The 22,769-nt window shown below is 71.4% G+C and carries 20 protein-coding genes; 17 read left to right on the forward strand and 3 right to left on the reverse strand.

Annotated features, from left to right (window positions below; all coding sequences use genetic code 11):
* Nucleotides 1-83: 83 nt before the first annotated feature.
* The 12 genes from GT045_RS02520 (at nt 84) to GT045_RS02580 (ending at nt 12,646) form a co-directional block, all read left to right on the forward strand.
* On the forward strand, nt 84-626 hold the full coding sequence (locus GT045_RS02520) for a hypothetical protein (protein WP_161298537.1): 543 nt from the start codon (nt 84-86) through the stop codon (nt 624-626).
* Nucleotides 627-740: 114 nt separating this feature from the next.
* Entirely contained in the window at nt 741-1,646 is a 906-nt protein-coding gene (gene pdxS, locus GT045_RS02525; protein ID WP_053661824.1) for a pyridoxal 5'-phosphate synthase lyase subunit PdxS, read from the forward strand.
* Between the two features lie 21 nt (nt 1,647-1,667).
* The gene (gene pdxT / locus GT045_RS02530; RefSeq protein ID WP_161298536.1) at nt 1,668-2,273 is read left to right on the forward strand and encodes a pyridoxal 5'-phosphate synthase glutaminase subunit PdxT; all 606 of its coding nucleotides are present in this window, start codon (nt 1,668-1,670) and stop codon (nt 2,271-2,273) included.
* 51 nt (nt 2,274-2,324) lie between these two features.
* Nucleotides 2,325-3,077 carry a YebC/PmpR family DNA-binding transcriptional regulator gene (locus tag GT045_RS02535; RefSeq protein ID WP_161298535.1) on the forward strand — a complete coding sequence of 251 codons (753 nt, stop codon included), beginning with the start codon at nt 2,325-2,327 and terminating at the stop codon, nt 3,075-3,077.
* A gap of 134 nt (nt 3,078-3,211) precedes the next feature.
* Complete coding sequence (gene ruvC, locus GT045_RS02540) at nt 3,212-3,760, forward strand: crossover junction endodeoxyribonuclease RuvC (protein WP_161298534.1); 549 nt, start codon at nt 3,212-3,214, stop codon at nt 3,758-3,760.
* A complete protein-coding gene (gene ruvA / locus GT045_RS02545; RefSeq protein WP_161298533.1) occupies nt 3,757-4,362 on the forward strand; it encodes a Holliday junction branch migration protein RuvA in 606 nt (201 codons plus the stop codon). The genes ruvC and ruvA overlap by 4 nt, the downstream gene beginning before the upstream one ends.
* A 24-nt stretch (nt 4,363-4,386) precedes the next feature.
* A complete protein-coding gene (ruvB, locus tag GT045_RS02550; protein ID WP_161333155.1) occupies nt 4,387-5,493 on the forward strand; it encodes a Holliday junction branch migration DNA helicase RuvB in 1,107 nt (368 codons plus the stop codon).
* A gap of 176 nt (nt 5,494-5,669) precedes the next feature.
* The gene (yajC, locus tag GT045_RS02555; RefSeq protein WP_161333156.1) at nt 5,670-6,197 is read left to right on the forward strand and encodes a preprotein translocase subunit YajC; all 528 of its coding nucleotides are present in this window, start codon (nt 5,670-5,672) and stop codon (nt 6,195-6,197) included.
* Between the two features lie 142 nt (nt 6,198-6,339).
* Nucleotides 6,340-8,130 (forward strand): protein translocase subunit SecD, encoded by a 1,791-nt coding sequence (gene secD, locus GT045_RS02560; RefSeq protein WP_345942528.1) that lies wholly within the window; start codon nt 6,340-6,342, stop codon nt 8,128-8,130.
* Nucleotides 8,131-8,133: 3 nt separating this feature from the next.
* On the forward strand, nt 8,134-9,243 hold the full coding sequence (gene secF / locus GT045_RS02565; RefSeq protein WP_161333157.1) for a protein translocase subunit SecF: 1,110 nt from the start codon (nt 8,134-8,136) through the stop codon (nt 9,241-9,243).
* A complete protein-coding gene (locus GT045_RS02570) occupies nt 9,240-9,788 on the forward strand; it encodes an adenine phosphoribosyltransferase (protein ID WP_161333158.1) in 549 nt (182 codons plus the stop codon). The genes secF and GT045_RS02570 overlap by 4 nt, the downstream gene beginning before the upstream one ends.
* A 290-nt stretch (nt 9,789-10,078) precedes the next feature.
* Entirely contained in the window at nt 10,079-12,646 is a 2,568-nt protein-coding gene (locus tag GT045_RS02580; RefSeq protein ID WP_161298528.1) for a bifunctional (p)ppGpp synthetase/guanosine-3',5'-bis(diphosphate) 3'-pyrophosphohydrolase, read from the forward strand.
* Between the two features lie 114 nt (nt 12,647-12,760).
* Here the strand turns inward: GT045_RS02580 and GT045_RS02585 are convergent, their stop codons facing one another.
* Both GT045_RS02585 and GT045_RS02590 read right to left on the reverse strand, forming a co-directional pair.
* Nucleotides 12,761-13,990 (reverse strand): DUF349 domain-containing protein, encoded by a 1,230-nt coding sequence (locus tag GT045_RS02585; protein WP_161298527.1) that lies wholly within the window; start codon nt 13,988-13,990, stop codon nt 12,761-12,763.
* A gap of 188 nt (nt 13,991-14,178) precedes the next feature.
* Nucleotides 14,179-15,000 (reverse strand): peptidylprolyl isomerase, encoded by an 822-nt coding sequence (locus GT045_RS02590; protein ID WP_161298526.1) that lies wholly within the window; start codon nt 14,998-15,000, stop codon nt 14,179-14,181.
* Nucleotides 15,001-15,167: 167 nt separating this feature from the next.
* Here GT045_RS02590 and GT045_RS02595 point away from each other — a divergent pair, with 167 nt between their 5' ends.
* The 5 genes from GT045_RS02595 to rpsD all read left to right on the forward strand — a co-directional run bounded on the left by GT045_RS02595 (nt 15,168) and on the right by rpsD (nt 20,463).
* Nucleotides 15,168-15,875 (forward strand): MBL fold metallo-hydrolase, encoded by a 708-nt coding sequence (locus GT045_RS02595; RefSeq protein ID WP_161333159.1) that lies wholly within the window; start codon nt 15,168-15,170, stop codon nt 15,873-15,875.
* 15 nt (nt 15,876-15,890) lie between these two features.
* Nucleotides 15,891-17,153 carry a histidine--tRNA ligase gene (hisS, locus tag GT045_RS02600; protein ID WP_161298524.1) on the forward strand — a complete coding sequence of 421 codons (1,263 nt, stop codon included), beginning with the start codon at nt 15,891-15,893 and terminating at the stop codon, nt 17,151-17,153.
* A 334-nt stretch (nt 17,154-17,487) separates the two neighbouring features.
* Entirely contained in the window at nt 17,488-18,144 is a 657-nt protein-coding gene (locus tag GT045_RS02605) for a vitamin K epoxide reductase family protein (RefSeq protein WP_161333160.1), read from the forward strand.
* Between the two features lie 43 nt (nt 18,145-18,187).
* Entirely contained in the window at nt 18,188-19,543 is a 1,356-nt protein-coding gene (locus GT045_RS02610; protein WP_161298522.1) for a replication-associated recombination protein A, read from the forward strand.
* A gap of 305 nt (nt 19,544-19,848) precedes the next feature.
* Nucleotides 19,849-20,463 (forward strand): 30S ribosomal protein S4, encoded by a 615-nt coding sequence (rpsD, locus tag GT045_RS02615; protein WP_161298521.1) that lies wholly within the window; start codon nt 19,849-19,851, stop codon nt 20,461-20,463.
* A 20-nt stretch (nt 20,464-20,483) separates the two neighbouring features.
* Here the strand turns inward: rpsD and GT045_RS02620 are convergent, their stop codons facing one another.
* Complete coding sequence (locus GT045_RS02620) at nt 20,484-22,709, reverse strand: regulator (RefSeq protein ID WP_202516753.1); 2,226 nt, start codon at nt 22,707-22,709, stop codon at nt 20,484-20,486.
* Nucleotides 22,710-22,769 lie beyond the last annotated feature (60 nt).

Genomic DNA, 22,769 nt, shown 5'->3' on the forward strand with positions numbered 1-22,769 from the left:
CCCGGTTCGGACTGGCCCGGGACTGAGCCCGTCACGCCTCCTGGGCACGGGGGCGGCACCCGGCAGCCGATAGCCTTTCGGCCGTGACCGCAACCCTCGTCTGGATCCTCGTCGCGCTCCTCGCCGTCGGCGTGTACCTCAGCTGGACCGCCGGCCGGCTGGACCGGCTGCACGTGCGGATGGACGCCGCCCGCGCCGCGCTCGACGCCCAACTGCTGCGGCGCGCCTCCGTGGCGCAGGAGCTGGCGACCTCGGGCGTGCTGGACCCGGCCGCCTCGATCGTGCTGTACGAGGCCGCGCACGCCGCCCGGCAGGCCGAGGAGGAGCACCGCGAGGTCGCCGAGAGCGAGCTGAGCCAGGCGCTGCGGGCGGTCTTCGGGGAAGCCGCGCAGGTGGAGGCCGTGCGCGAGGCCCCCGGCGGTGAGGAGGCGGCCCGCGAGCTCGCCGAGGCCGTGCGCCGGGTGCCGATGGCCCGCCGCTTCCACAACGACGCCGTGGGGGCCGCCCGCAGGCTCCGCGAACACCGCAAGGTCCGCTGGTTCCGGCTGGCCGGCCACGCCCCCTTCCCGCTGGCCGTCGAGATGGACGACGAGCCGCCCGCGGCCCTGGTCGAACGGGCCTGCTGAACCCCCGGTGGACGAAAAGGATCCACCGGCTTGCCATTGGCCCTTGCTGTGGCCTGGTCCACTCGCGTTTCCTCGTCGGTGCAGCAACCCTCTTTCACTTCAGCGAGGTCATCCGTGTCCACCATCGACAACCAGGCTCCCGAGACCGGCACCGCCCGTGTGAAGCGCGGCATGGCCGAGCAGCTCAAGGGCGGCGTGATCATGGACGTCGTCACGCCGGAGCAGGCGAAGATCGCCGAGGACGCGGGCGCCGTCGCCGTCATGGCCCTTGAGCGGGTCCCGGCCGACATCCGCAAGGACGGCGGCGTGGCCCGCATGTCCGACCCGGACATGATCGAAGGCATCATCGACGCCGTCTCGATCCCCGTCATGGCCAAGTCCCGCATCGGCCACTTCGTCGAGGCCCAGGTGCTGCAGTCCCTCGGCGTCGACTACATCGACGAGTCCGAGGTGCTGACCCCGGCCGACGAGGTCAACCACTCCGACAAGTGGTCCTTCACGACCCCCTTCGTGTGCGGTGCGACCAACCTGGGCGAGGCCCTGCGCCGCATCGCCGAGGGCGCCGCGATGATCCGCTCCAAGGGCGAGGCCGGCACCGGCAACGTCGTCGAGGCCGTGCGCCACCTGCGCCAGATCAAGAACGAGATCGCCCGCCTGCGCGGCTTCGACAACCACGAGCTGTACGCCGCCGCCAAGGAGCTGCGCGCCCCGTACGAGCTGGTCAAGGAGGTCGCCGAGCTGGGCAAGCTCCCGGTGGTGCTCTTCTCCGCCGGCGGCGTGGCCACCCCGGCCGACGCCGCTCTGATGCGCCAGCTCGGTGCCGAGGGCGTGTTCGTCGGCTCCGGCATCTTCAAGTCCGGCGACCCGGCCAAGCGCGCCGCCGCCATCGTGAAGGCCACCACCTTCTACGACGACCCGAAGATCATCGCGGACGCGTCGCGCAACCTCGGCGAGGCCATGGTCGGCATCAACTGCGACACCCTCCCCGAGACCGAGCGCTACGCGAACCGCGGCTGGTAAGCACCGAGGAACCGCACTCACATGACCGACGCACCCGTCATAGGCGTCCTGGCCCTCCAGGGCGACGTACGGGAGCACCTCATCGCCCTGGCCGCGGCCGACGCCGTGGCCAGGCCGGTGCGGCGCCCCGAGGAACTCGCCGAGGTGGACGGCCTCGTCCTGCCCGGCGGCGAGTCCACCACCATCTCCAAACTGGCCGTGCTCTTCGGCGTGATGGAACCCCTCCGCGCGCGCGTGCGGGACGGCCTGCCCGTCTACGGCACCTGCGCCGGCATGATCATGCTCGCCGACAAGATCCTCGACCCGCGCTCGGGCCAGGAGACCATCGGCGGCATCGACATGATCGTGCGCCGCAACGCCTTCGGCCGGCAGAACGAGTCCTTCGAGGCCGCGGTCGACGTGCGGGGCGTCGCGGGCGATCCCGTGGAGGGCGTCTTCATCCGCGCGCCCTGGGTCGAGTCCGTGGGTGCCCGTGCCGAGGTCCTCGCCGAGCACGAGGGCCACATCGTCGCCGTCCGCCAGGGCAACGTGCTCGCCACGTCGTTCCACCCGGAACTGACCGGCGACCACCGCGTGCACTCCCTGTTCGTCGACATGGTGCGCGCGAACCGGACGACCGAGTCCTAGTAGGATCTCTGGCGTTCGTATAGAGATGGGTTACGCGAAGGAGACAGGCAGATGTCCGGCCACTCTAAATGGGCCACGACGAAGCACAAGAAGGCCGTGATCGACGCCAAGCGCGGCAAGCTCTTCGCGAAGCTGATCAAGAACATCGAGGTCGCGGCGCGGATGGGCGGCGTGGACCTCGACGGCAACCCGACGCTCTACGACGCCGTCCAGAAGGCCAAGAAGCAGTCGGTGCCGAACAAGAACATCGACTCCGCGATCAAGCGCGGCGGTGGTCTCGAGGCCGGTGGCGCCGACTACGAGACGATCATGTACGAGGGTTACGGCCCGAACGGTGTCGCGGTGCTCATCGAGTGCCTCACCGACAACCGCAACCGCGCCGCCTCCGACGTCCGCGTGGCCATGACGCGCAACGGCGGCTCCATGGCCGACCCCGGCTCCGTGTCGTACCTGTTCAACCGCAAGGGCGTCGTCATCGTCCCCAAGGGCGAGCTGAGCGAGGACGACGTGCTCGGCGCCGTCCTCGACGCCGGTGCCGAGGAGGTCAACGACCTCGGCGAGTCCTTCGAGGTGCTCAGCGAGGCCACCGACCTGGTCGCGGTCCGCACCGCCCTGCAGGACGCCGGCATCGACTACGACTCCGCCGAGGCCAACTTCGTCCCGACCATGCAGGTCGAGCTGGACGAGGAGGGCGCCAGGAAGATCTTCAAGCTCATCGACGCGCTGGAGGACAGCGACGACGTGCAGAACGTCTTCGCCAACTTCGACGTGAGCGACGAGGTCATGGAGAAGGTCGACGCGTAACGCGGACGGCTGGCCGACCGGGCCGACGGGACACACCCGTCGGCCCGTCGCGTTGTACGGCGTTGTCAGTGGCAGCCGATAGCCTGCTCAAACTGGCGATCGAGCCGTCGGGCCGTCGAAGGGAGGGGGCGCGCGTGCGCGTACTCGGGGTGGACCCCGGGCTGACACGGTGTGGTGTCGGCGTGGTCGAGGGGGTCGCGGGCCGCCCGCTCACCATGATCGGCGTCGGGGTCGTCCGGACCCCCGCCGACGCGGAACTCAGCCACCGCCTCCTCGCCGTCGAGCAGGGCATCGAGCAGTGGCTCGACGAACACCGGCCCGAGTACGTCGCCGTGGAGCGCGTGTTCAGCCAGCACAACGTGCGCACGGTCATGGGCACCGCCCAGGCCAGCGCCGTGGCGATGCTGTGCGCCGCCCGTCGCGGCATCCCGGTCGCCCTGCACACCCCCAGCGAGGTCAAGGCCGCCGTCACCGGCAGCGGGCGCGCCGACAAGGCACAGGTGGGCGCCATGGTCACCCGCCTGCTGCGGCTCGCCGCGCCGCCCAGACCGGCCGACGCCGCCGACGCCCTCGCCCTCGCCATCTGCCACATCTGGCGGGCCCCCGCCCAGAACCGGCTCCAGCAGGCCGTCGCCCGGCAGGCCCTGCACGCAACGAACGCAACGAAAGGCCGTACGGCATGATCGCCTTCGTCAGCGGCACGGTCGCCGCGCTCGCCCCCGACACGGCGGTCGTCGAGGTCGGCGGCGTCGGCATGGCCGTCCAGTGCACCCCGAACACGCTGTCCACGCTGCGGACGGGGCGGCCCGCCAAACTGCACACCTCCCTCGTCGTCCGGGAGGACTCCCTCACCCTGTACGGCTTCGCCGACGACGACGAGCGCCAGGTCTTCGAACTGCTGCAGACCGCGAGCGGTGTCGGCCCGCGCCTCGCCCAGGCCATGCTCGCCGTGCACACCCCGGACGCGCTGCGCCGCGCGGTCGCCACCGGTGACGAGAAGGCCCTCACCGCCGTCCCCGGCATCGGCAAGAAGGGCGCCCAGAAACTGCTGCTGGAGCTGAAGGACCGGCTCGGCGAGCCCGTCGGCGCCGCGGCCGTCGGCGCCCCCGTCAGCCAGGGCTGGCGCGACCAGCTGCACGCGGCCCTGATCGGCCTCGGCTACGCCACCCGCGAGGCCGACGAGGCGGTCACCGCCGTGGCGCCCCAGGCCGAGGCCGAAGGCGGCACGCCCCAGGTGGGCCGGCTGCTGAAGGCCGCCCTGCAGACCCTGAACCGAGCCCGCTGACCCACCCCGTCGTAAGGCACACACATGAACTGGGACGACACCACCGACAGCGCCGCCGCCGAGGGGCCGGGCCCCGCCGCGGAGCGGCTGGTGGGCAATGTCGCCGACGGGGAGGACCAGGCCGTCGAGGCCGCCCTGCGCCCCAAGGACCTCGGCGAGTTCATCGGCCAGGAGAAGGTCCGCGAGCAGCTCGACCTGGTCCTGCGCGCCGCACGCGCGCGCGGCGCCACCGCCGACCACGTGCTGCTCTCCGGTGCGCCCGGCCTCGGCAAGACCACCCTGTCCATGATCATCGCGGCCGAGATGGGCGCTCCCATCCGCATCACCTCCGGCCCCGCCATCCAGCACGCCGGCGACCTCGCCGCGATCCTCTCCTCCCTCCAGGAGGGCGAGGTGCTCTTCCTCGACGAGATCCACCGGATGTCGCGGCCCGCCGAGGAGATGCTGTACATGGCGATGGAGGACTTCCGCGTCGACGTCATCGTCGGCAAGGGCCCCGGAGCCACCGCGATCCCGCTGGAGCTGCCGCCGTTCACCCTGGTCGGCGCCACCACGCGCGCGGGCCTGCTGCCGCCGCCGCTGCGCGACCGCTTCGGCTTCACCGCGCACATGGAGTTCTACGAGCCGCACGAGCTGGAACGCGTCGTCCACCGCTCGGCCGGCCTGCTCGACGTCGGGATCGATCCGGAGGGCGCCGTCGAGATCGCCGGCCGCTCCCGCGGCACGCCCCGCATCGCCAACCGGCTGCTCCGCCGTGTCCGCGACTACGCGCAGGTCAAGGCCGACGGACTGATCACCCGCGACATCGCCGCCGCCGCCCTCGCCGTCTACGAGGTCGACGCGCGCGGTCTCGACCGGCTCGACCGGGCGGTGCTGCAGGCCCTGCTGAAGCTCTTCGGCGGCGGACCGGTGGGACTGTCCACCCTCGCCGTCGCCGTGGGGGAGGAGCGGGAGACCGTCGAGGAGGTCGCCGAACCGTTCCTGGTCCGGGAGGGACTGCTCGCCCGCACCCCGCGCGGCCGGGTCGCCACCCCGGCCGCCTGGGCGCACCTCGGACTGACCCCGCCGGGGCCGGCGGCGGGCCCCGGGGGAACCGGCAGAAACGGACAACAGGACCTGTTCGGGGCGTGAGGGCCGCCGCGCGGCGAGGGCGGTGGCCCGGCAGGAACCCAGGTGCCATGCTGAGCGTTGTTCCATGCGAGCGGACTCGCTTAGACTCCGCCGATGCCGCCCTTGTGGGCGGCGCCGACCACACCCCCATCCAAAGGCCGCTCACCCGCGCGGTCGCGCGAAGGAAATTCCGTCCCGTGAATGCCTATACCCTTCTCCCGTTCATCGTGCTCATCGCGGCCATGTTCCTGATGACGCGCTCGGCCAAGAAGAAGCAGCAGCAGGCCGCCAACATGCGGAACGAGATGCAGCCCGGCTCCGGTGTCCGCACCATCGGGGGGATGTACGCGACGGTCAAGGAGGTCAACGAGGACACCGTCCTCCTCGACGCCGGCCCGGGCGTCGACCTCCTCTTCGCCAAGAACGCCATCGGCGCCGTCCTCACCGACGACGAGTACAACCGCATCGTCCACGGCATCGAGCACGACCTGAAGTCCGACGCCGGCCTCGTCCCGGACGACGCCTCCTCCCTCGCCGAGTCCGACGAGTCCGACGGTTCCGCCGCCGCTGCCGCCGCCGCCGATGACAAGATCGACCTCGGTAAGAAGGACTCCGCCGAGCGCGGCGCGGACGCGATCCAGGCCGCCGAGGACAAGGCCGACGCGGCCGAGGCCAAGGCGGAGGACGAGTCCAGGAAGACCGACGGCGACTCCGACACGAAGTAGTCACCCCCCGGGACGCGCGACGGCGGCATGACGGCGCCCCGCGCACCCCGGGCGCGTCTGTTTCCCGTACGGGAGCCCGACACCATGTCATGGCCGACCGCGCCGACCGGGCGCGGGGCGGCCCGAGAGGGAGTACGAGAAGGTGGCAGCACCTAAGAGGGGCCGAAGTGCGAGCGCCCAGAGCAAGCCAGGGCGCTCGCTGGCCCTCATCCTGATCGCCATCGTGGCGCTGACCGGAGGGATGTTCGCCTCCGGGCACAAGACTCCGCGTCTCGGCATCGACCTCGCCGGTGGTACGAGCATCACGCTCAAGGCGAAGGCCGACCAGGGGTCCGCGATCAACAAGGCCAACATGGACACCGCGGTCGACATCATGAACCGCCGTGTCAACGGTCTGGGCGTCTCCGAGGCGGAGGTGCAGACCCAGGGGAACGACAACATCATCGTCAACATCCCCAAGGGCACCAACTCCAAGGAGGCCCAGGAACAGGTCGGCACCACCGCCAAGCTGTACTTCCGGCCGGTCCTGGCCAGCGAGCCCAGCGGCCCGGCCGGCAAGAGCCCCTCGCCGAGCGCGTCCTCCGGCGGCAGCTCCTCGCCGAAGCCCGGCGCGAGCCCGTCGTCGAGCGCCTCCTCGAAGGAGAAGGCTTCCTCGCCCGGCTCCTCCTCCCCGTCGGCCACGGCCACCTCCCAGGGCCGCGCCGTCACCGACGCGCTGAAGGCCGGCTCCACTCCCTCGCCGAGCGGCTCCGCCTCCGGCAGCGGCAAGCCGTCGGCCAGCCCGTCGGCCTCCTCCGGCAGCGGCTCGGACACGGCCGCCAAGCTCCAGGCGCAGTACGCCGCCCTCGACTGCACCAAGCCGACCGACCGCGCGTCCGCCGGCAAGAACGCCGAGCCCGGCCGGTCGACCGTGGCCTGCGGCGAGAACGACGGCGCCTGGTACAAGTACCTGCTGGGTCCGGCCGGCGTGGACGGCACCGAGGTGAAGAAGGCCCAGGCGGTCTTCGACACCCAGGGCGCCTCCGGCTGGCAGGTCCAGATGACCTTCACCTCCAAGGGCGCCAAGAAGTTCGCCGACATCACCGGCGAGCTGGCCAAGAACCAGCAGCCGCAGAACGAGTTCGGCATCGTCCTCGACGGCCAGGTCGTCTCCAGCCCCTTCGTGCGGACGGCCATCACCGGCGGCCAGGCCGAGATCTCCGGCAGCTTCAAGCAGGAAGAGGCGCAGAACCTCGCCAACATGCTGTCGTACGGCGCCCTGCCGCTCTCCTTCCAGGAGCAGTCCGTCACCACCGTCACCGCCGCGCTCGGCGGTGAGCAGCTGCACGCCGGCCTGCTCGCCGGCGCGATCGGCCTGGCGCTGGTCGTGATCTACCTGGTGGTCTACTACCGCGGCCTGTCGCTCGTCGCCATGGCCTCCCTCGTGGTCTCCGCGATCCTCACCTACGTGATCATGGCCCTGCTCGGCCCGGCCATCGGCTTCGCGCTGAACCTGCCGGCCGTCTGCGGTGCCATCGTCGCCATCGGTATCACCGCGGACTCGTTCATCGTGTACTTCGAACGCATCCGCGACGAGATCCGCGAGGGCCGCTCCCTGCGCCCCGCCGTGGAGCGGGCCTGGCCGCGCGCCCGGCGCACCATCCTGGTCTCCGACTTCGTGTCGTTCCTCGCCGCCGCCGTGCTGTTCATCGTCACCGTCGGCAAGGTGCAGGGCTTCGCGTTCACGCTGGGCCTGACCACCGTGCTCGACGTGGTCGTCGTCTTCTTCTTCACCAAGCCGCTGATGACACTGCTCGCTCGCCGCAGGTTCTTCGCCGACGGCCACAAGTGGTCCGGACTCGACCCGAAGAGCCTCGGCGCCAAGCCGCCGCTGCGCCGCACCCGCCGTCCCGCCGGACCCGCCGCCGGCCCCGTCGACCCCAAGGAGGCGTGAGCGATGTCGAAACTCGGCAACCTCGGCGCTCGACTGCACCGCGGCGAGATCTCCTACGACTTCGTCGGCAAGCGCAAGATCTGGTACGGCGTCTCGATCCTGATCACCATCACGGCCATCCTCGGCCTGGCGGTGCGCGGCCTGAACATGGGCATCGAGTTCCAGGGCGGCGCGGTCTTCACGACGCCCACGAAGATGAGCACGTCGGTGGCCAAGGCGGAGGAGTACGCCGACGCGGCCTCCGGCCACCAGGCGGTCGTCCAGAAGCTCGGCAACGGCAGCCTGCGCATCCAGATCGCCGGCATCGACACCAACCAGTCCGACAAGATCAAGCAGGAGCTGGCCAAGGACCTGAACCTCGACCCCGAGAAGCTCGCCGCCGACCTGGTCGGCCCGAGCTGGGGCGAGCAGATCGCCAGCAAGGCCTGGCAGGGCCTGGCGATCTTCATGGTCCTCGTGGTGATCTACCTGGCGATCGCCTTCGAGTGGCGCATGGCCGTCGCGGCGCTCGTCGCGCTGATCCACGACATCACCATCACGACCGGCATCTACGCCCTGGTCGGCTTCGAGGTCACGCCCGGCACGGTCATCGGTCTGCTGACCATCCTCGGTTACTCGCTCTACGACACGGTCGTCGTCTTCGACAGCCTCAAGGAGCAGACGAAGGACATCACCAAGCAGACCCGCTTCACCTACAGCGACATCGCCAACCGGTCGATCAACGGCACCCTGGTCCGCTCCATCAACACCACGGTCGTCGCCCTGCTGCCGGTCGCCGGTCTGCTGTTCATCGGCGGCGGCTTCCTCGGCGCGGGCACGCTCAACGACATCTCGCTGTCGCTGTTCGTCGGCCTCGCGGCCGGTGCCTACTCGTCGATCTTCATCGCCACCCCGCTCGTCGCCGACCTCAAGGAACGCGAGCCGGCGATGAGGGCACTGAAGAAGCGGGTCCTGGCCAAGCGTGCCCAGGCCGGCCCCGACGAGGGCCTCGTCGGGGACCGCGCCACCGCGGATGACGACGCCGACGACGCCGCCCCGGCCGTCGTGGGCCCGCGCAACCAGCCCGCGTCCCGCGGCCGGGGCCGCGGCCGACCCTCGGGGAAGCGCCGATGACCGAGCTCACCGACATCCCGGCCCTGCTGCGCAGCCGCATCCGCGACGTCGCCGACTACCCGGAGCCGGGAGTGATGTTCAAGGACATCACCCCGCTGCTGGCCGACCCGGACGCCTTCACCGCGCTGACCGACGCGCTCGCCGGGATCGCCGCCGACACCGGCGCCACCAAGGTCGTCGGCCTGGAGGCCCGGGGCTTCATCCTGGGTGCCCCGGTCGCCGTCCGGGCCGGCCTCGGCTTCATCCCGGTCCGCAAGGCGGGCAAGCTGCCCGGAGCCACCCTGCGCCAGGCGTACGACCTGGAGTACGGCTCGGCGGAGATCGAGGTGCACGCCGAGGACCTGGCCGCGGGCGACCGCGTGCTGATCGTCGACGACGTCCTGGCCACCGGCGGCACCGCCGAGGCCGCGATCAAGCTCATCCAGCGCGCGGGCGCCGAGGTCTGCGGCCTCGCGGTCCTGATGGAGCTGGGATTCCTGGGCGGCCGGACGCGCCTGGGACAGGCCCTGGACGGGGCTCCCCTGGAGGCGCTCCTCCAGGTCTGACGACGCGGTACGGCGACGGCCGCCCCGGGGACACCCTGGGCGGCCGTCGCCGTACGCGGTCCCGCACCGCGTCCCGGTGGTGGCCCGGGGCGGCCGTCGCCCTCCGGTCACGCACCGCACACCGGGAGAACCCCCCCGCCGACACCCCCAGGAATCCCGCGAGCGCCGCACGCGTTGCAGGGGTAGACGGTCCTCACAGGCGCCTGAAGGCGATGACCGGGCGCAGGATCGCTACCATGGGGTCTCCGGAGCCTGACCGGGGGACCCGGATCGTGCACGGAGGAGTCCTCTTGCCAGACGAGGCCCAGCCACTGACCGCCGCCAAGCCCGAGCCCGCCTCGGCCGCCGCGGCGAAACCCGCGCCGAACGCTTCCCACGTGAAGAACGACACCCGCGGGGCGGTCGAGCACGCCCAGTCGGCGCCCGTCGAGAAGAGCGCCGAGTCCTCGCGCCCCAAGCCGTCCTCCACGCTGGACTCCGCCCGGGCGGGATCCTCCTCGCCCGAGCGCCCCGCGCAGCCCCCGGTGGTGCGCCAGCCGGCCGCGCAGCCGGCCCGCACCGGCTCCTCCAACCGCGTCCGGGCCCGCCTCGCCCGCCTCGGCGTCCAGCGCGCGAACCCGTACAACCCGGTCCTGGAACCGCTGCTGCGGATAGTGCGCAGCAACGACCCCAAGATCGAGAACTCCACGCTGCGCCAGATCGAGCGCGCCTACCAGGTCGCCGAGCGCTGGCACCGCGGCCAGAAGCGCAAGAGCGGCGACCCGTACATCACGCACCCGCTCGCCGTCACCACCATCCTCGCCGAGCTGGGCATGGACCCGGCCACGCTGATGGCCGGCCTGCTGCACGACACGGTCGAGGACACCGAGTATGGCCTGGAGGACCTGCGCCGGGACTTCGGCGACGTCGTCGCCCTGCTCGTCGACGGCGTGACCAAGCTCGACAAGGTCAAGTTCGGCGAGGCCGCGCAGGCCGAGACCGTGCGCAAGATGGTCGTCGCCATGGCGAAGGACCCCCGCGTCCTGGTCATCAAGCTCGCCGACCGCCTGCACAACATGCGCACCATGCGCTATCTCAAGCGCGAGAAGCAGGAGAAGAAGGCGCGCGAGACGCTGGAGATCTACGCTCCGCTCGCCCACCGCCTCGGCATGAACACCATCAAGTGGGAGCTGGAGGACCTCGCCTTCGCGATCCTCTACCCCAAGATGTACGACGAGATCGTACGGCTGGTGGCCGAGCGGGCGCCCAAGCGCGACGAGTACCTGGCCATAGTGACCGACGAGGTCCAGGCCGACCTGCGCGCCGCCCGCATCAAGGCGACCGTCACGGGCCGCCCGAAGCACTACTACAGCGTCTACCAGAAGATGATCGTCCGCGGCCGTGACTTCGCGGAGATCTACGACCTGGTGGGCATCCGCGTCCTCGTCGACACGGTCCGCGACTGCTACGCCGCCCTCGGCACCGTGCACGCGCGATGGAACCCGGTCCCCGGCCGGTTCAAGGACTACATCGCGATGCCCAAGTTCAACATGTACCAGTCGCTGCACACGACGGTCATCGGCCCCAACGGCAAGCCGGTCGAGCTGCAGATCCGCACCTTCGACATGCACCGCCGCGCCGAGTACGGCATCGCCGCGCACTGGAAGTACAAGCAGGAGGCGGTCGCCGGCGCCTCCAAGGTGCGCTCGGACGCGCCGAAGAGCACCGGCAAGGACGACCACCTCAACGACATGGCGTGGCTGCGCCAGCTCCTCGACTGGCAGAAGGAGACCGAGGACCCCGGCGAGTTCCTGGAGTCACTGCGCTTCGACCTGTCGCGCAACGAGGTCTTCGTCTTCACGCCGAAGGGCGACGTGATAGCGCTGCCCGCGGGCGCCACACCGGTGGACTTCTCGTACGCGGTGCACACCGAGGTGGGCCACCGCACCATAGGAGCCCGCGTCAACGGCCGCCTCGTACCGCTCGAGTCGACCCTGGACAACGGCGACCTGGTCGAGGTCTTCACCTCCAAGGCCGCCGGGGCCGGACCCTCCCGGGACTGGCTCGGCTTCGTCAAGTCACCGCGGGCGCGCAACAAGATCCGGGCCTGGTTCTCCAAGGAGCGCCGGGACGAGGCGATCGAGCACGGCAAGGACGCCATCGTCCGCGCCATGCGCAAGCAGAACCTGCCGATCCAGCGGATCCTCACCGGCGACTCGCTCGTCACGCTCGCCCACGAGATGCGCTACTCGGACATCTCCGCGCTGTACGCGGCGATCGGCGAGGGCCATGTCTCGGCGCAGAACATCGTGCAGAAGCTCGTCCAGGCCCTCGGCGGCGAGGAGGCCGCGAGCGAGGAGATCGACGAGACCGTCCCGCCGTCCCGCACCCGCAGCCGCAAGCGGCGCTCCAGCGCCGACCCCGGAGTCGTCGTCAAGGGCGTCGACGACGTGTGGGTCAAGCTGGCCCGCTGCTGCACCCCGGTGCCCGGCGACCCCATCATCGGGTTCGTCACGCGCGGCAGTGGCGTATCGGTTCACCGCAGCGACTGCGTCAACGTCGACTCACTGTCCCGCGAGCCGGAACGCATCCTCGACGTGGAGTGGGCGCCCACCCAGTCCTCGGTCTTCCTGGTCGCCATCCAGGTGGAGGCCCTGGACCGCTCCCGGCTCCTCTCGGACGTCACGCGCGTCCTGTCCGACCAGCACGTCAACATCCTCTCGGCGGCCGTCCAGACCTCACGCGACCGGGTGGCCACCTCGCGCTTCACCTTCGAGATGGGCGACCCCAAGCACCTCGGCCACGTCCTGAAGGCCGTGCGGGGCGTGGAGGGCGTGTACGACGTGTACCGGGTGACGTCGGGACGCACCCGCTCGTAGCAGCCCGCCGGGACGCACCCGCTAGGCAAGAAAGAAACCCGCCGAGCGCCCGCCGCGCATGGGAGAGGGCCCCGTACGGCCGTACGGGGCCCTCTCCCATGCGCGGCGGGAGTCTCAGCCGCCGAACTCCTGCAGACCCTTCAGGGCCTGGTCCAGAAGCGCCTGACGGCCCTCCAGCTCCTTCTCCAGCTTGTCGGCCCGGGAGTTGTTGCCCTGGGCGCGCGCCTGCTCGATCTGACCCCGCAGCTTGTCCACGGCGGCCTGCAGCTGGCCGGTCAGACCCTCGGCGCGGGCGCGTGCCTCCGGGTTCGTCCGGCGCCACTCGGCCTCCTCGGCCTCCTGGATCGCCCGCTCCACGGCGTGCATCCGGCCCTCGACCTTCGGACGCGCGTCCCGCGGGACGTGACCGATGGCCTCCCAGCGCTCGTTGATCGAACGGAAGGCGGCACGCGTGGACTTCAGGTCGCCGATCGGCAGGAGCTTCTCGGCCTCCTCGGCCAGCTCCTCCTTCAGCTTGAGGTTCTCCGACTGCTCGGCGTCCCGCTCGGCGAACACCGAGCTGCGGGCGGCGAAGAACACGTCCTGGGCGCCGCGGAAGCGGTTCCACAGGTCGTCTTCGTGCTCGCGCTGGGCGCGGCCCGCGGCCTTCCAGTCCGCCATCAGCTCGCGGTAACGGGCGGCCGTCGGCCCCCAGTCCGTCGAACCGGACAGCCCCTCGGCCTCGGCGACCAGCCGCTCCTTGATCCGGCGGGCGTCCTCGCGCTGCGCGTCCAGCTGCGCGAAGTGCGCCTTACGGCGCTTGGAGAACGCCGAGCGGGCGTGCGAGAAGCGGTGCCACAGCTCGTCGTCGGACTTGCGGTCCAGCCGCGGCAGCCCCTTCCAGGTGTCCACCAGCGCCCGCAGCCGCTCACCGGCGGCCCGCCACTGGTCGGACTGCGCGAGCTGCTCCGCCTCGACGACCAGGTCCTCCTTGGCCTTGCGGGCCTCGTCGGACTGCTTGGCCCGCTGGACCTTGCGCTCCTCGCGGCGCGCCTCCACGGTCGCCACGAGCTTGTCCAGCCGCTCCCGCAGCGCGGCCAGGTCGCCCACCGCGTGGTGCGCGTCCACCTGCTCGCGCAGGTGGCCGATGGCGGTCTGGGCGTCCTTCGCCGACAGGTCGGTCGTCTTCACTCGCTTCTCGAGGAGGCCGATCTCGACAACCAGGCCCTCGTACTTGCGCTCGAAGTAGGCCAGCGCCTCCTCGGGGGAGCCGGCCTGCCAGGAACCGACGACCTGCTCGCCGTCGGCCGTACGCACGTACACGGTCCCCGTCTCGTCGACGCGGCCCCACGGGTCGCTGCTCACAGCGCCTCCTCCACATGATGCCTGCGGGGGGCCTCAGCACCCCCGGGCATCGTCCACAGTTTCGTCACGGCCAACATAGGCGACCGGCGGGTTGCCTGTCCGCATCCAGCGCGACCGAAATTCCGCTACCGGCCGTGTCGACCTTCACGTGCGGTTATCGGCCCGGCCGGGCGGGTCGGGACGCCGGTTCAGGACTTGGTGACCGTGGCCTTGTCGATCACGACCGTCGCGTTCGGTGCGCCGTCCCCGCCGCCGGTGTTCTCGCCGGCCGCGGCGATCTTGTCCAGCACCTTCAGGCCGGCCGCGTCGATGGTGCCGAACGGCGTGTACTGGGGCGGCAGCGGGCTGTCCTTGTAGACGAGGAAGAACTGGCTGCCGCCGGTGTGCTTCTGCCCGGTGTTGGCCATCGCCACCGTGCCCGCCGGGTACGTGTGGCTCTTCAGGCTGCTGTCCTTCAGGTTCTCGTCCGGGAGCGTGTAGCCGGGGCCGCCGGTGCCGGTGCCCTGCGGGTCGCCGCACTGCAGGACGTAGATGCCCTGGGTCACCAGGCGGTGGCACTTGGTGTGGTCGAAGTAGCCCTTGCCGGCGAGGAAGTCGAACGAGTTCACCGTGTGCGGCGCCGCGGACGTCTTCAGCGCGACGCCGATGTCGCCGCATGTCGTCGCGAGCTTCATCGTGTACTTCGCCGACGTGTCGATCGTCATCGCCGGCTCCTTCTTCCAGCTCAGCTTCTTCACCGAGCCGGCCGCCGGCTTCTCGCACGGGTCGGGGGCCTTGCTGGTCGGAGTGGCGCTCGGCGTGGTCTCGGCGCTGGCGTTCGTCTTCTTGTCGTCGTCCTTGAGCACGCCCGTCGTGTACAGGGCGACACTGCCGATCACGACCAGGCCCAGTACCGACGCGATCGCGGAGTTGCGCAGGCGGGCCTTGCGCCGCGCCTGGGTGCGCCGCTGCTGCTGCCGCAAGAACTTCTCCCGGGCGAGCTGACGCCGCCGCTGCTCCTGGCTGACCACCGGGTTTCTCCTATGCGTGTCGTGTGTCGGGCGGGACGCGCGCGTCCTCGTGAGCCGACCGCTGGGTGTAGCCCCGTACCGTATATGGGTTCGCTGAGGAAACGGCAGCGCCGGTAGGCTCTGAGGGCGGCCGAAGCCGCCAGTATTCGACACAACGAAGGACGATCGTGCTCATTGCCGGGTTCCCCGCCGGGGCCTGGGGGACGAACTGTTATGTCGTCGCCCCCGCCGCCGGTGAGGAGTGCGTGATCATCGACCCCGGCCACCAGGCCGCCGAGGGCGTCGAGGAGACGCTGAAGAAGCACCGGCTCAAGCCGGTCGCCGTCATCCTCACCCACGGCCACATCGACCACGTCGCCTCGGTCGTCCCCGTCTGCGGAGCACACGGGGTACCGGCCTGGATCCACCCCGAGGACCGGTACATGATGAGCGACCCCGGGAAGGGCATCGGCCGCTCCATCGGCATGCCCCTGCTGGGCGAGCTGACCGTGGGGGAGCCCGACGACGTCAGGGAGCTGACGGACGGCGCGAACCTGGAACTGGCCGGACTGGACTTCTCCGTCGCGCACGCGCCGGGCCATACCAAGGGGTCGGTGACCTTCAGGACGCCCGGGACCACCGACATCCCGTCGGTGTTCTTCGCCGGGGACTTCCTGTTCGCCGGCTCCATCGGACGCACCGACCTGCCGGGCGGATCCATGGAGGACATGATGCGGTCCCTGGCACGCGTGTGCCTGCCGCTCGACGACTCCACCGTGGTGCTGTCCGGCCACGGCCCCCAGACGACCATCGGCCAGGAGCGCGCCACCAACCCGTACCTGCGGCAGGTGGCCGCCGGCCGGGAAGCCGCCCAGGCTCCCCGACGAGGAATGTGACGAGAGAGCTTTCCGTTGAGCACCTTCAAGGCCCCCAAGGGCACCTACGACCTGCTCCCGCCGGACTCGGCCAAGTACCTGGCGGTCCGCGAGGCGATCGCGGCCCCGCTGCGCGACTCCGGCTACGGCTACATCGAGACCCCGGGTTTCGAGAACGTCGAGCTGTTCGCGCGCGGTGTCGGTGAGTCCACCGACATCGTGACCAAGGAGATGTACGTCTTCGAGACCAAGGGGGGCGACCGGCTCGCCCTGCGCCCGGAGACCACCGCTCCCGTGCTGCGGGCGGTGCTGGAGGCCAACCTGCACAAGGCCGGCAACCTCCCGGTGAAGGTCTGGTACTCCGGCTCGCAGTACCGCTACGAGCGCCCCCAGAAGGGCCGTTACCGCCACTTCTCCCAGGTCGGTGCCGAGGCGATCGGCACGGAGGACCCGGCGCTGGACGCCGAGCTGATCATCCTGGCCGACCAGGCGTACCGCTCCCTCGGCCTGCGCGACTTCCGCATCCTGCTCAACAGCCTCGGCGACAAGGAGTGCCGGCCGGTGTACCGGTCCGCGCTCCAGGACTTCCTGCGCGGCCTGGACCTGGACGAGGACACGCTGCGGCGCGCGGAGATCAACCCGCTGCGCGTCCTGGACGACAAGCGCGAGTCGGTGCAGAAGCAGCTGACCGGCGCGCCCCTCCTGCGCGACTACCTGTGTGACGCGTGCAAGGCGTACCACGAGGAGGTCCGCGAGCTGATCACCGCGGCGGGCGTCTCCTTCGAGGACGACCCGAAGCTCGTGCGCGGCCTGGACTACTACACCCGCACCACCTTCGAGTTCGTGCACGACGGCCTCGGCTCGCAGTCCGCGGTGGGCGGCGGCGGCCGCTACGACGGCCTGTCCGAGATGATCGGCGGCCCCGCGCTGCCGTCCGTCGGCTGGGCCCTCGGCGTCGACCGCACGGTCCTCGCGCTGGAGGCCGAGGGAGTCGCACTGGACATCCCCGCGACGACCAGCGTCTACGCCGTCCCGCTCGGCGAGGAGGCCCGCCGGGTGCTCTTCGCCAAGGTCACCGAGCTGCGCAAGGTGGGCATCGCGACGGACTTCGCGTACGGCGACAAGGGGCTGAAGGGCGCCATGAAGAACGCCAACCGCTCGGGCGCCCGCTACACGGTCGTGGCCGGCGAGCGGGACCTTGCCGAGGGCGTCGTCCAGCTCAAGGACATGGAGACCGGCGAGCAGGCGGCGATCGGCGTCAACGAGATCGTGGCGGAACTCGAGGCACGGCTCGGCTGACGGCACGTGGGCGCCGGAGGAATCCGGCGCCCACACCGGTCCGTGACGCCGGCAGGCACCGGCCCGTCGAGCCGGCAGGCGCCGGTCCGTGGAGCCGGCCCTCGCCGGTCCGTGGAGCCGGGCCAGCGCCGGTCCGTCAAGACGGCGAGCGCCGATTCGTCCGCCGCCCATGCGTTCGCGTGGGCTGCCGGGCCCCCCGGACCCGGCCGGAACCGAACGGTTCGGGCTCCTCGCGCGTACCTTCTTATGTCCACCGAACGGTGGACACAGGTGCCCGTGCGGCACAATGACCGTGCCCGAAGATGGTCCAGTCTCAAGTGACGGAATCGGCGTGATGAGCAAGACGACAGTGAACGACGTCTCCGCGGAACCCGGTCCGGAGCGCGCCGCCACGGCCCCGCGCGCGGTGGGCGGCAGCCGTGCCTTCGCCATCCTGCTGGTGATCACCGGCGCGGCCGGACTGCTGGCCGCCTGGGTCATCACGATCGACAAGTTCAAGCTGCTGGAAGCCAAGGTCGCGGGCAAGACCTTCACCCCCGGCTGCAGCCTCAACCCGGTGGTCTCCTGCGGCAGCGTCATGGAGAGCAAGCAGGCCGCCGCCTTCGGTTTCCCCAACCCGATGCTCGGCCTGGTCTGCTACGGCGTCGTGATCTGCGTCGGCATGAGCCTGCTGGCCCGCGCCCGCTTCCCCCGCTGGTACTGGCTGACCTTCAACTTCGGCTGCCTCTTCGGCGTCGCCTTCTGCACCTGGCTGCAGTTCCAGTCCCTGTACCGGATCAACGCGCTGTGCCTGTGGTGCTCGCTGGCCTGGGTCGCCACGATCACCATGTTCTGGTACGTCACCTCGTTCAACGTCCGCAACGGCTTCCTGCCGGCCCCGCGTCCGCTGAAGTCCTTCTTCGGCGAGTTCACCTGGGTCGTGCCCGTCCTGCACGTCGGCATCATCGGCATGCTGGTCCTCACCCGCTGGTGGGACTTCTGGACGAGCTGACGGCCCTGCGGGGATTGTCAGTGCGGTGTTCTAGGGTTTCAGCGTGGAACCCGACCTCTTCACCGCCGCGGCGGAAGAACGCCAGGAGAAGGACCCGGCAGGCAGCCCCCTGGCGGTGCGCATGCGCCCGCGCACACTCGACGAGGTCGTGGGCCAGCAGCATCTGCTGAAGCCCGGCTCGCCGCTGCGCCGCCTGGTCGGCGAGGGCTCCGGCGGTCCCGCCGGCCCGTCCTCGGTGATCCTGTGGGGCCCGCCGGGCACCGGCAAGACCACCCTGGCCTACGTCGTCTCCAAGGCGACCGACAAGCGGTTCGTGGAACTGTCCGCGATCACCGCCGGCGTCAAGGAGGTCCGCGCGGTCATCGACGGCGCCCGCCGGGCCACCGGCGGCTTCGGCAAGGAGACCGTCCTCTTCCTGGACGAGATCCACCGCTTCAGCAAGGCCCAGCAGGACTCCCTGCTGCCGGCCGTGGAGAACCGCTGGGTGACCCTGATCGCGGCCACCACGGAGAACCCGTACTTCTCGGTGATCTCCCCCCTGCTCTCCCGCTCCCTGCTGCTCACCCTCGAACCCCTCACCGACGACGACATCCGCGGCCTGCTCCGGCGCGCGCTCGCCGACGACCGCGGCCTGAAGAACGCCGTCGCGCTCCCCGAGGGCACCGAGGACCACCTGCTGCGGATCGCCGGCGGCGACGCCCGCCGCGCCCTGACCGCCCTGGAGGCCGCCGCCGGGGCCGCCCTGGACCAGGGCGAGAGCGAGATCAGCCTCCAGACGCTGGAGCAGACCGTCGACCGGGCCGCGGTGAAGTACGACCGCGACGGCGACCAGCACTACGACGTCGCCAGCGCCCTCATCAAGTCCATCCGCGGCTCCGACGTCGACGCGGCCCTGCACTACCTGGCCCGCATGATCGAGGCCGGCGAGGACCCCCGGTTCATCGCCCGCCGCCTGATGATCTCCGCCAGCGAGGACATCGGCCTGGCCGACCCGGGCGCCCTGCCGATCGCGGTCGCCGCCGCCCAGGCCGTCGCCATGATCGGCTTCCCGGAGGCCGCCCTCACCCTCAGCCACGCCACCATCGCCCTGGCCCTCGCCCCCAAGTCCAACTCGGCGACCACCGCGATCGGCGCCGCCATGGAGGACGTACGCAAGGGCCTGGCCGGCCCGGTGCCGCCGCACCTGCGCGACGGGCACTACAAGGGCGCCGCCGAACTCGGCCACGCCCAGGGATACGTGTACCCGCACGACCTGCCGGAGGGCATCGCCGAGCAGCAGTACGCCCCGGACGCCCTGAAGGACCGCGCGTACTACGAACCGACCCGGCACGGCGCCGAGGCACGGTACGCGGACGCCGTGGAATGGACCCGCAAGCACCTCGGTCGCAAGCGCTCATGAGCACCCTGTAGACTGCTCCGAAGTGCCGAGTCCCGTGCAGTCAGAGCGGGACAGCCGGCCGGAGACCCGGTCCTTCGCGGACCGGCTCCAGGAGCGTCGCGCACCGTCGAACGGTGTCGCGGGCAGCCCACCACCACCCCGGAACTCCCGGGAGAGGTCGGTGGGCCACTCGCGTGCTGCACGTATGTGCCCAGACCAGGGAAGCGGCTGCCCGACAGGTCCCCTGCGGACCTCACGGGTTTTCCCGGCTGCGGATGCGACCTCTCTCGACCTGACGAGCCGGAAACTAGGAAAGAGAAGAACAAGTGGCGAACCAGTCCCGCCCCAAGGTCAAGAAGTCGCGTGCCCTCGGCATCGCGCTGACGCCGAAGGCCGTCAAGTACTTCGAGGCCCGCCCCTACCCGCCGGGTGAGCACGGCCGTGGCCGCAAGCAGAACTCGGACTACAAGGTCCGTCTGCTGGAGAAGCAGCGTCTGCGCGCGCAGTACGACGTGTCCGAGCGCCAGCTCGTCCGCGCCTACGAGCGTGCCTCCAAGGTCCAGGGCAAGACCGGTGAGGCCCTGATCATCGAGCTGGAGCGCCGTCTCGACGCGCTGGTCCTGCGTTCGGGCATCGCCCGCACGATCTACCAGGCCCGCCAGATGGTCGTCCACGGCCACATCCAGGTCAACGGCCAGAAGGTCGACAAGCCGTCCTTCCGTGTCCGCCCGGACGACGTCGTGCAGGTCCGCGACCGCTCCAAGGACAAGACGCTCTTCCAGATCGCCCGTGAGGGTGGCTTCGCCCCCGACGGCGAGACCCCGCGCTACCTGCAGGTGAACCTCAAGGCCCTGGCGTTCCGCCTGGACCGCGAGCCGAACCGCAAGGAAGTTCCGGTCATCTGCGACGAGCAGCTCGTCGTCGAGTACTACGCCCGCTGATCCCAGCCCGGCGCAGCACCTCAGCCCGCCGTCTCCCCGCCCTTCCGGGTGGGCGAGGCGGCGGGCTCACGTGTACCCGCCGCACCGCGCTTCCCCGGCTCACCCGGCGTCCCGCTCTCCCCGCCCCCCGGGCCCACCGGACCGCGCGGAGCAGGCAGCGAGGGCAGCGCCCCCGCCTCCCGGTGCCGCAGTGCCCGCGCCACCGCCGCCTCCCGGTCCAGCTCCGCGCCCTCCCGCACGCACTGCGCGTACCGGGTGTCGCCGAGAGCCTGCCGCGCGGCGGCCTCGCACCGCTCGTGCGGGGCGTTGTAGTACGCCGAACCGAACAGCGGCAGCCCCACCGAAGGCCACAGCCGCGCCGCGGCGCCCTGGAGCACCGCCGCCTCCACCGGATCCCCCTGGGTCACCGTCACCAGCGCCAGCAGCTCGATCGACAGCACCGAGCCGAGCAGGTCGTGGAAGCCGTGCGCGTTGTCCAGGCAGTCCGCCAGCAGCACCCGCGCGCCGGCCGGATCCCCGTCGGCCCAGGCCGCGTAGGCCAGCACGTACAGCGCGTACGACCGCGCCCAGCGCTCCCCGTGGTCCTCGCACACCCGGCGTACGTCCTCGCACAGCCGCACCGCGTCCGGCAGGTCCCCCTGGAACGCCCGGGCCATCGCCAGCTCCACCTGGCCCATCAGGACGTTGCTGTTCAGCTCGCCGATCTCCTGGTAGCGGTCGAGCGCCGAGCGCAGCAGCGTCTCCGCACCGGCCATGTCATCCGTGACCAGGGCCAGACAGCCGGTGCGGTGCTCGGCGTACGCCACCGCCGCCGGGTCGGCCGCACCCTCCGCCTGCGCCCGGCACGCCCGCAGCGCCCGCAGCGCCGGCACGGTGTCGCCCTGCAGGACCGCCACGTAGCCGAGCACCCACAGCGCCTTCAGCCGGGACTGCTCGTACTCCGACTCCAGCTCCAGGCTGCTCTCCAGCCAGCGCCGCCCCTCCGAGAGCCGGCCGCACCCCACCCAGCAGAACCACAGCGAGCCCGCCAGGTGCTGGCCGAGATGCGCCTCGTCGGGCGCGGTCAGACAGAACTCCAGCGCCGTCCGCAGGTTCGGCAGCTCGGTGTCCACCCGCGCCGCCACCTCCCGCTGCCGGGGCGAGAACCACTCCAGCTCGCACCAGGTCGCCAGGCCCAGGTACCAGTCCCGGTGCCGTCTGCGCAGCCGGTCCGCGTCCCCGGTCCCCGCCAGCCAGTCGGCGCCGTAGGCACGGACGGCGTCCAGCATCCGGTAGCGCGGGCCCGCCGGAGCCTCCTCGCGGGAGACGACGGACTGGGCGAGCAGCTGCGAGAGCACGTCCAGCACGTCCTCGGCGGACAGCCCGTCCCCGCTGCACACGTACTCGGCCGCCTCCAGGTCGAAGGTCCCCGCGAACACCGACAGCCGTGCCCACAGCAGCCGCTCGGCCGGCGTGCACAGCTCGTGGCTCCAGCCGATCGCCGTCCGCAGGGCGCGATGGCGGGGGAGCGCGTCCCGACCGCCACCGGTCAGCAGCCGGAACCGGTCGTCCAGGCGCCGCAGGAGCTGCGCCGGGGACAGCGCGCGCAGCCGCCCGGCCGCCAGCTCCAGCGACAGCGGGAGCCCCTCGAGCCGCCGGCACACCTCCCGTACCTCGGCGTCGTCGGCCACCGCCACCCCCGAGGCGCGGGCCCGGTCCAGGAACAGCTCCACCGCCTCGTCCCCGCTGAGCGGCGCCAGCGGCAACAGCCGCTCGCCCGCCAGGCCCAGCGGACGCCGGCCCGTCGCCAGCACCCGCAACTCCGGCAGCCTGCGCAGCAGCTCCGCCACCAGGTCGGCGCAGGCCGGCACGAGGTGCTCGAACCCGTCCAGCAGCAGCAGGGCGCGCCGGCCCGCCAACTGCTCCAGCATCGTCTCCCGCGGCCCGCGGGTGGTGTGGTCGGTCAGGCCCAGCGCCTCCACGACCGCGTACTCCAGGAACCGCGGATCACGGACCGGCGCCAGCTCCACCCGGCCCAGGTCCGCCGCGGGCACGCCGCGCGCCGGGTCACCGGACGCCCACCGCTGAGCCGCCCGCACCGCGAGCCGGGACTTGCCGACCCCGCCCGCCCCCGTCACCGTCACCAGCCGGGCCCGGCCGAGGGCCGTCGCCAGCTCGGCCAGCTCGGCCGAGCGTCCGACGAAAGCGGTGAGTTCGAGGGGCGGACCGCCGTCCGCCCAGGAACCGGCACTGTGAGGACCTCGCATGGGACACGGAGCGTACTGAACCGTGTTCATTCCGTACAATCGGTTCCCCCGACTCCGCCC

The organism is Streptomyces sp. SID486 (genome assembly GCF_009865385.1).
GTDB lineage: Bacteria > Actinomycetota > Actinomycetes > Streptomycetales > Streptomycetaceae > Streptomyces.

Excerpts from the sequence above, each read along its gene's own strand:
- pdxT (WP_161298536.1), top strand. The coding sequence starts at position 1,668 with ATGACCGACGCACCCGTCATAGGCGTCCTGGCCCTCCAGGGCGACGTA.
- GT045_RS02535 (WP_161298535.1), top strand. The coding sequence starts at position 2,325 with ATGTCCGGCCACTCTAAATGGGCCACGACGAAGCACAAGAAGGCCGTG.
- ruvA (WP_161298533.1), top strand. The coding sequence starts at position 3,757 with ATGATCGCCTTCGTCAGCGGCACGGTCGCCGCGCTCGCCCCCGACACG.
- ruvB (WP_161333155.1), top strand. The coding sequence starts at position 4,387 with ATGAACTGGGACGACACCACCGACAGCGCCGCCGCCGAGGGGCCGGGC.
- secF (WP_161333157.1), top strand. The coding sequence starts at position 8,134 with ATGTCGAAACTCGGCAACCTCGGCGCTCGACTGCACCGCGGCGAGATC.
- GT045_RS02570 (WP_161333158.1), top strand. The coding sequence starts at position 9,240 with ATGACCGAGCTCACCGACATCCCGGCCCTGCTGCGCAGCCGCATCCGC.
- GT045_RS02605 (WP_161333160.1), top strand. The coding sequence starts at position 17,488 with ATGAGCAAGACGACAGTGAACGACGTCTCCGCGGAACCCGGTCCGGAG.
- GT045_RS02620 (WP_202516753.1), bottom strand. The coding sequence starts at position 22,709 with ATGCGAGGTCCTCACAGTGCCGGTTCCTGGGCGGACGGCGGTCCGCCC.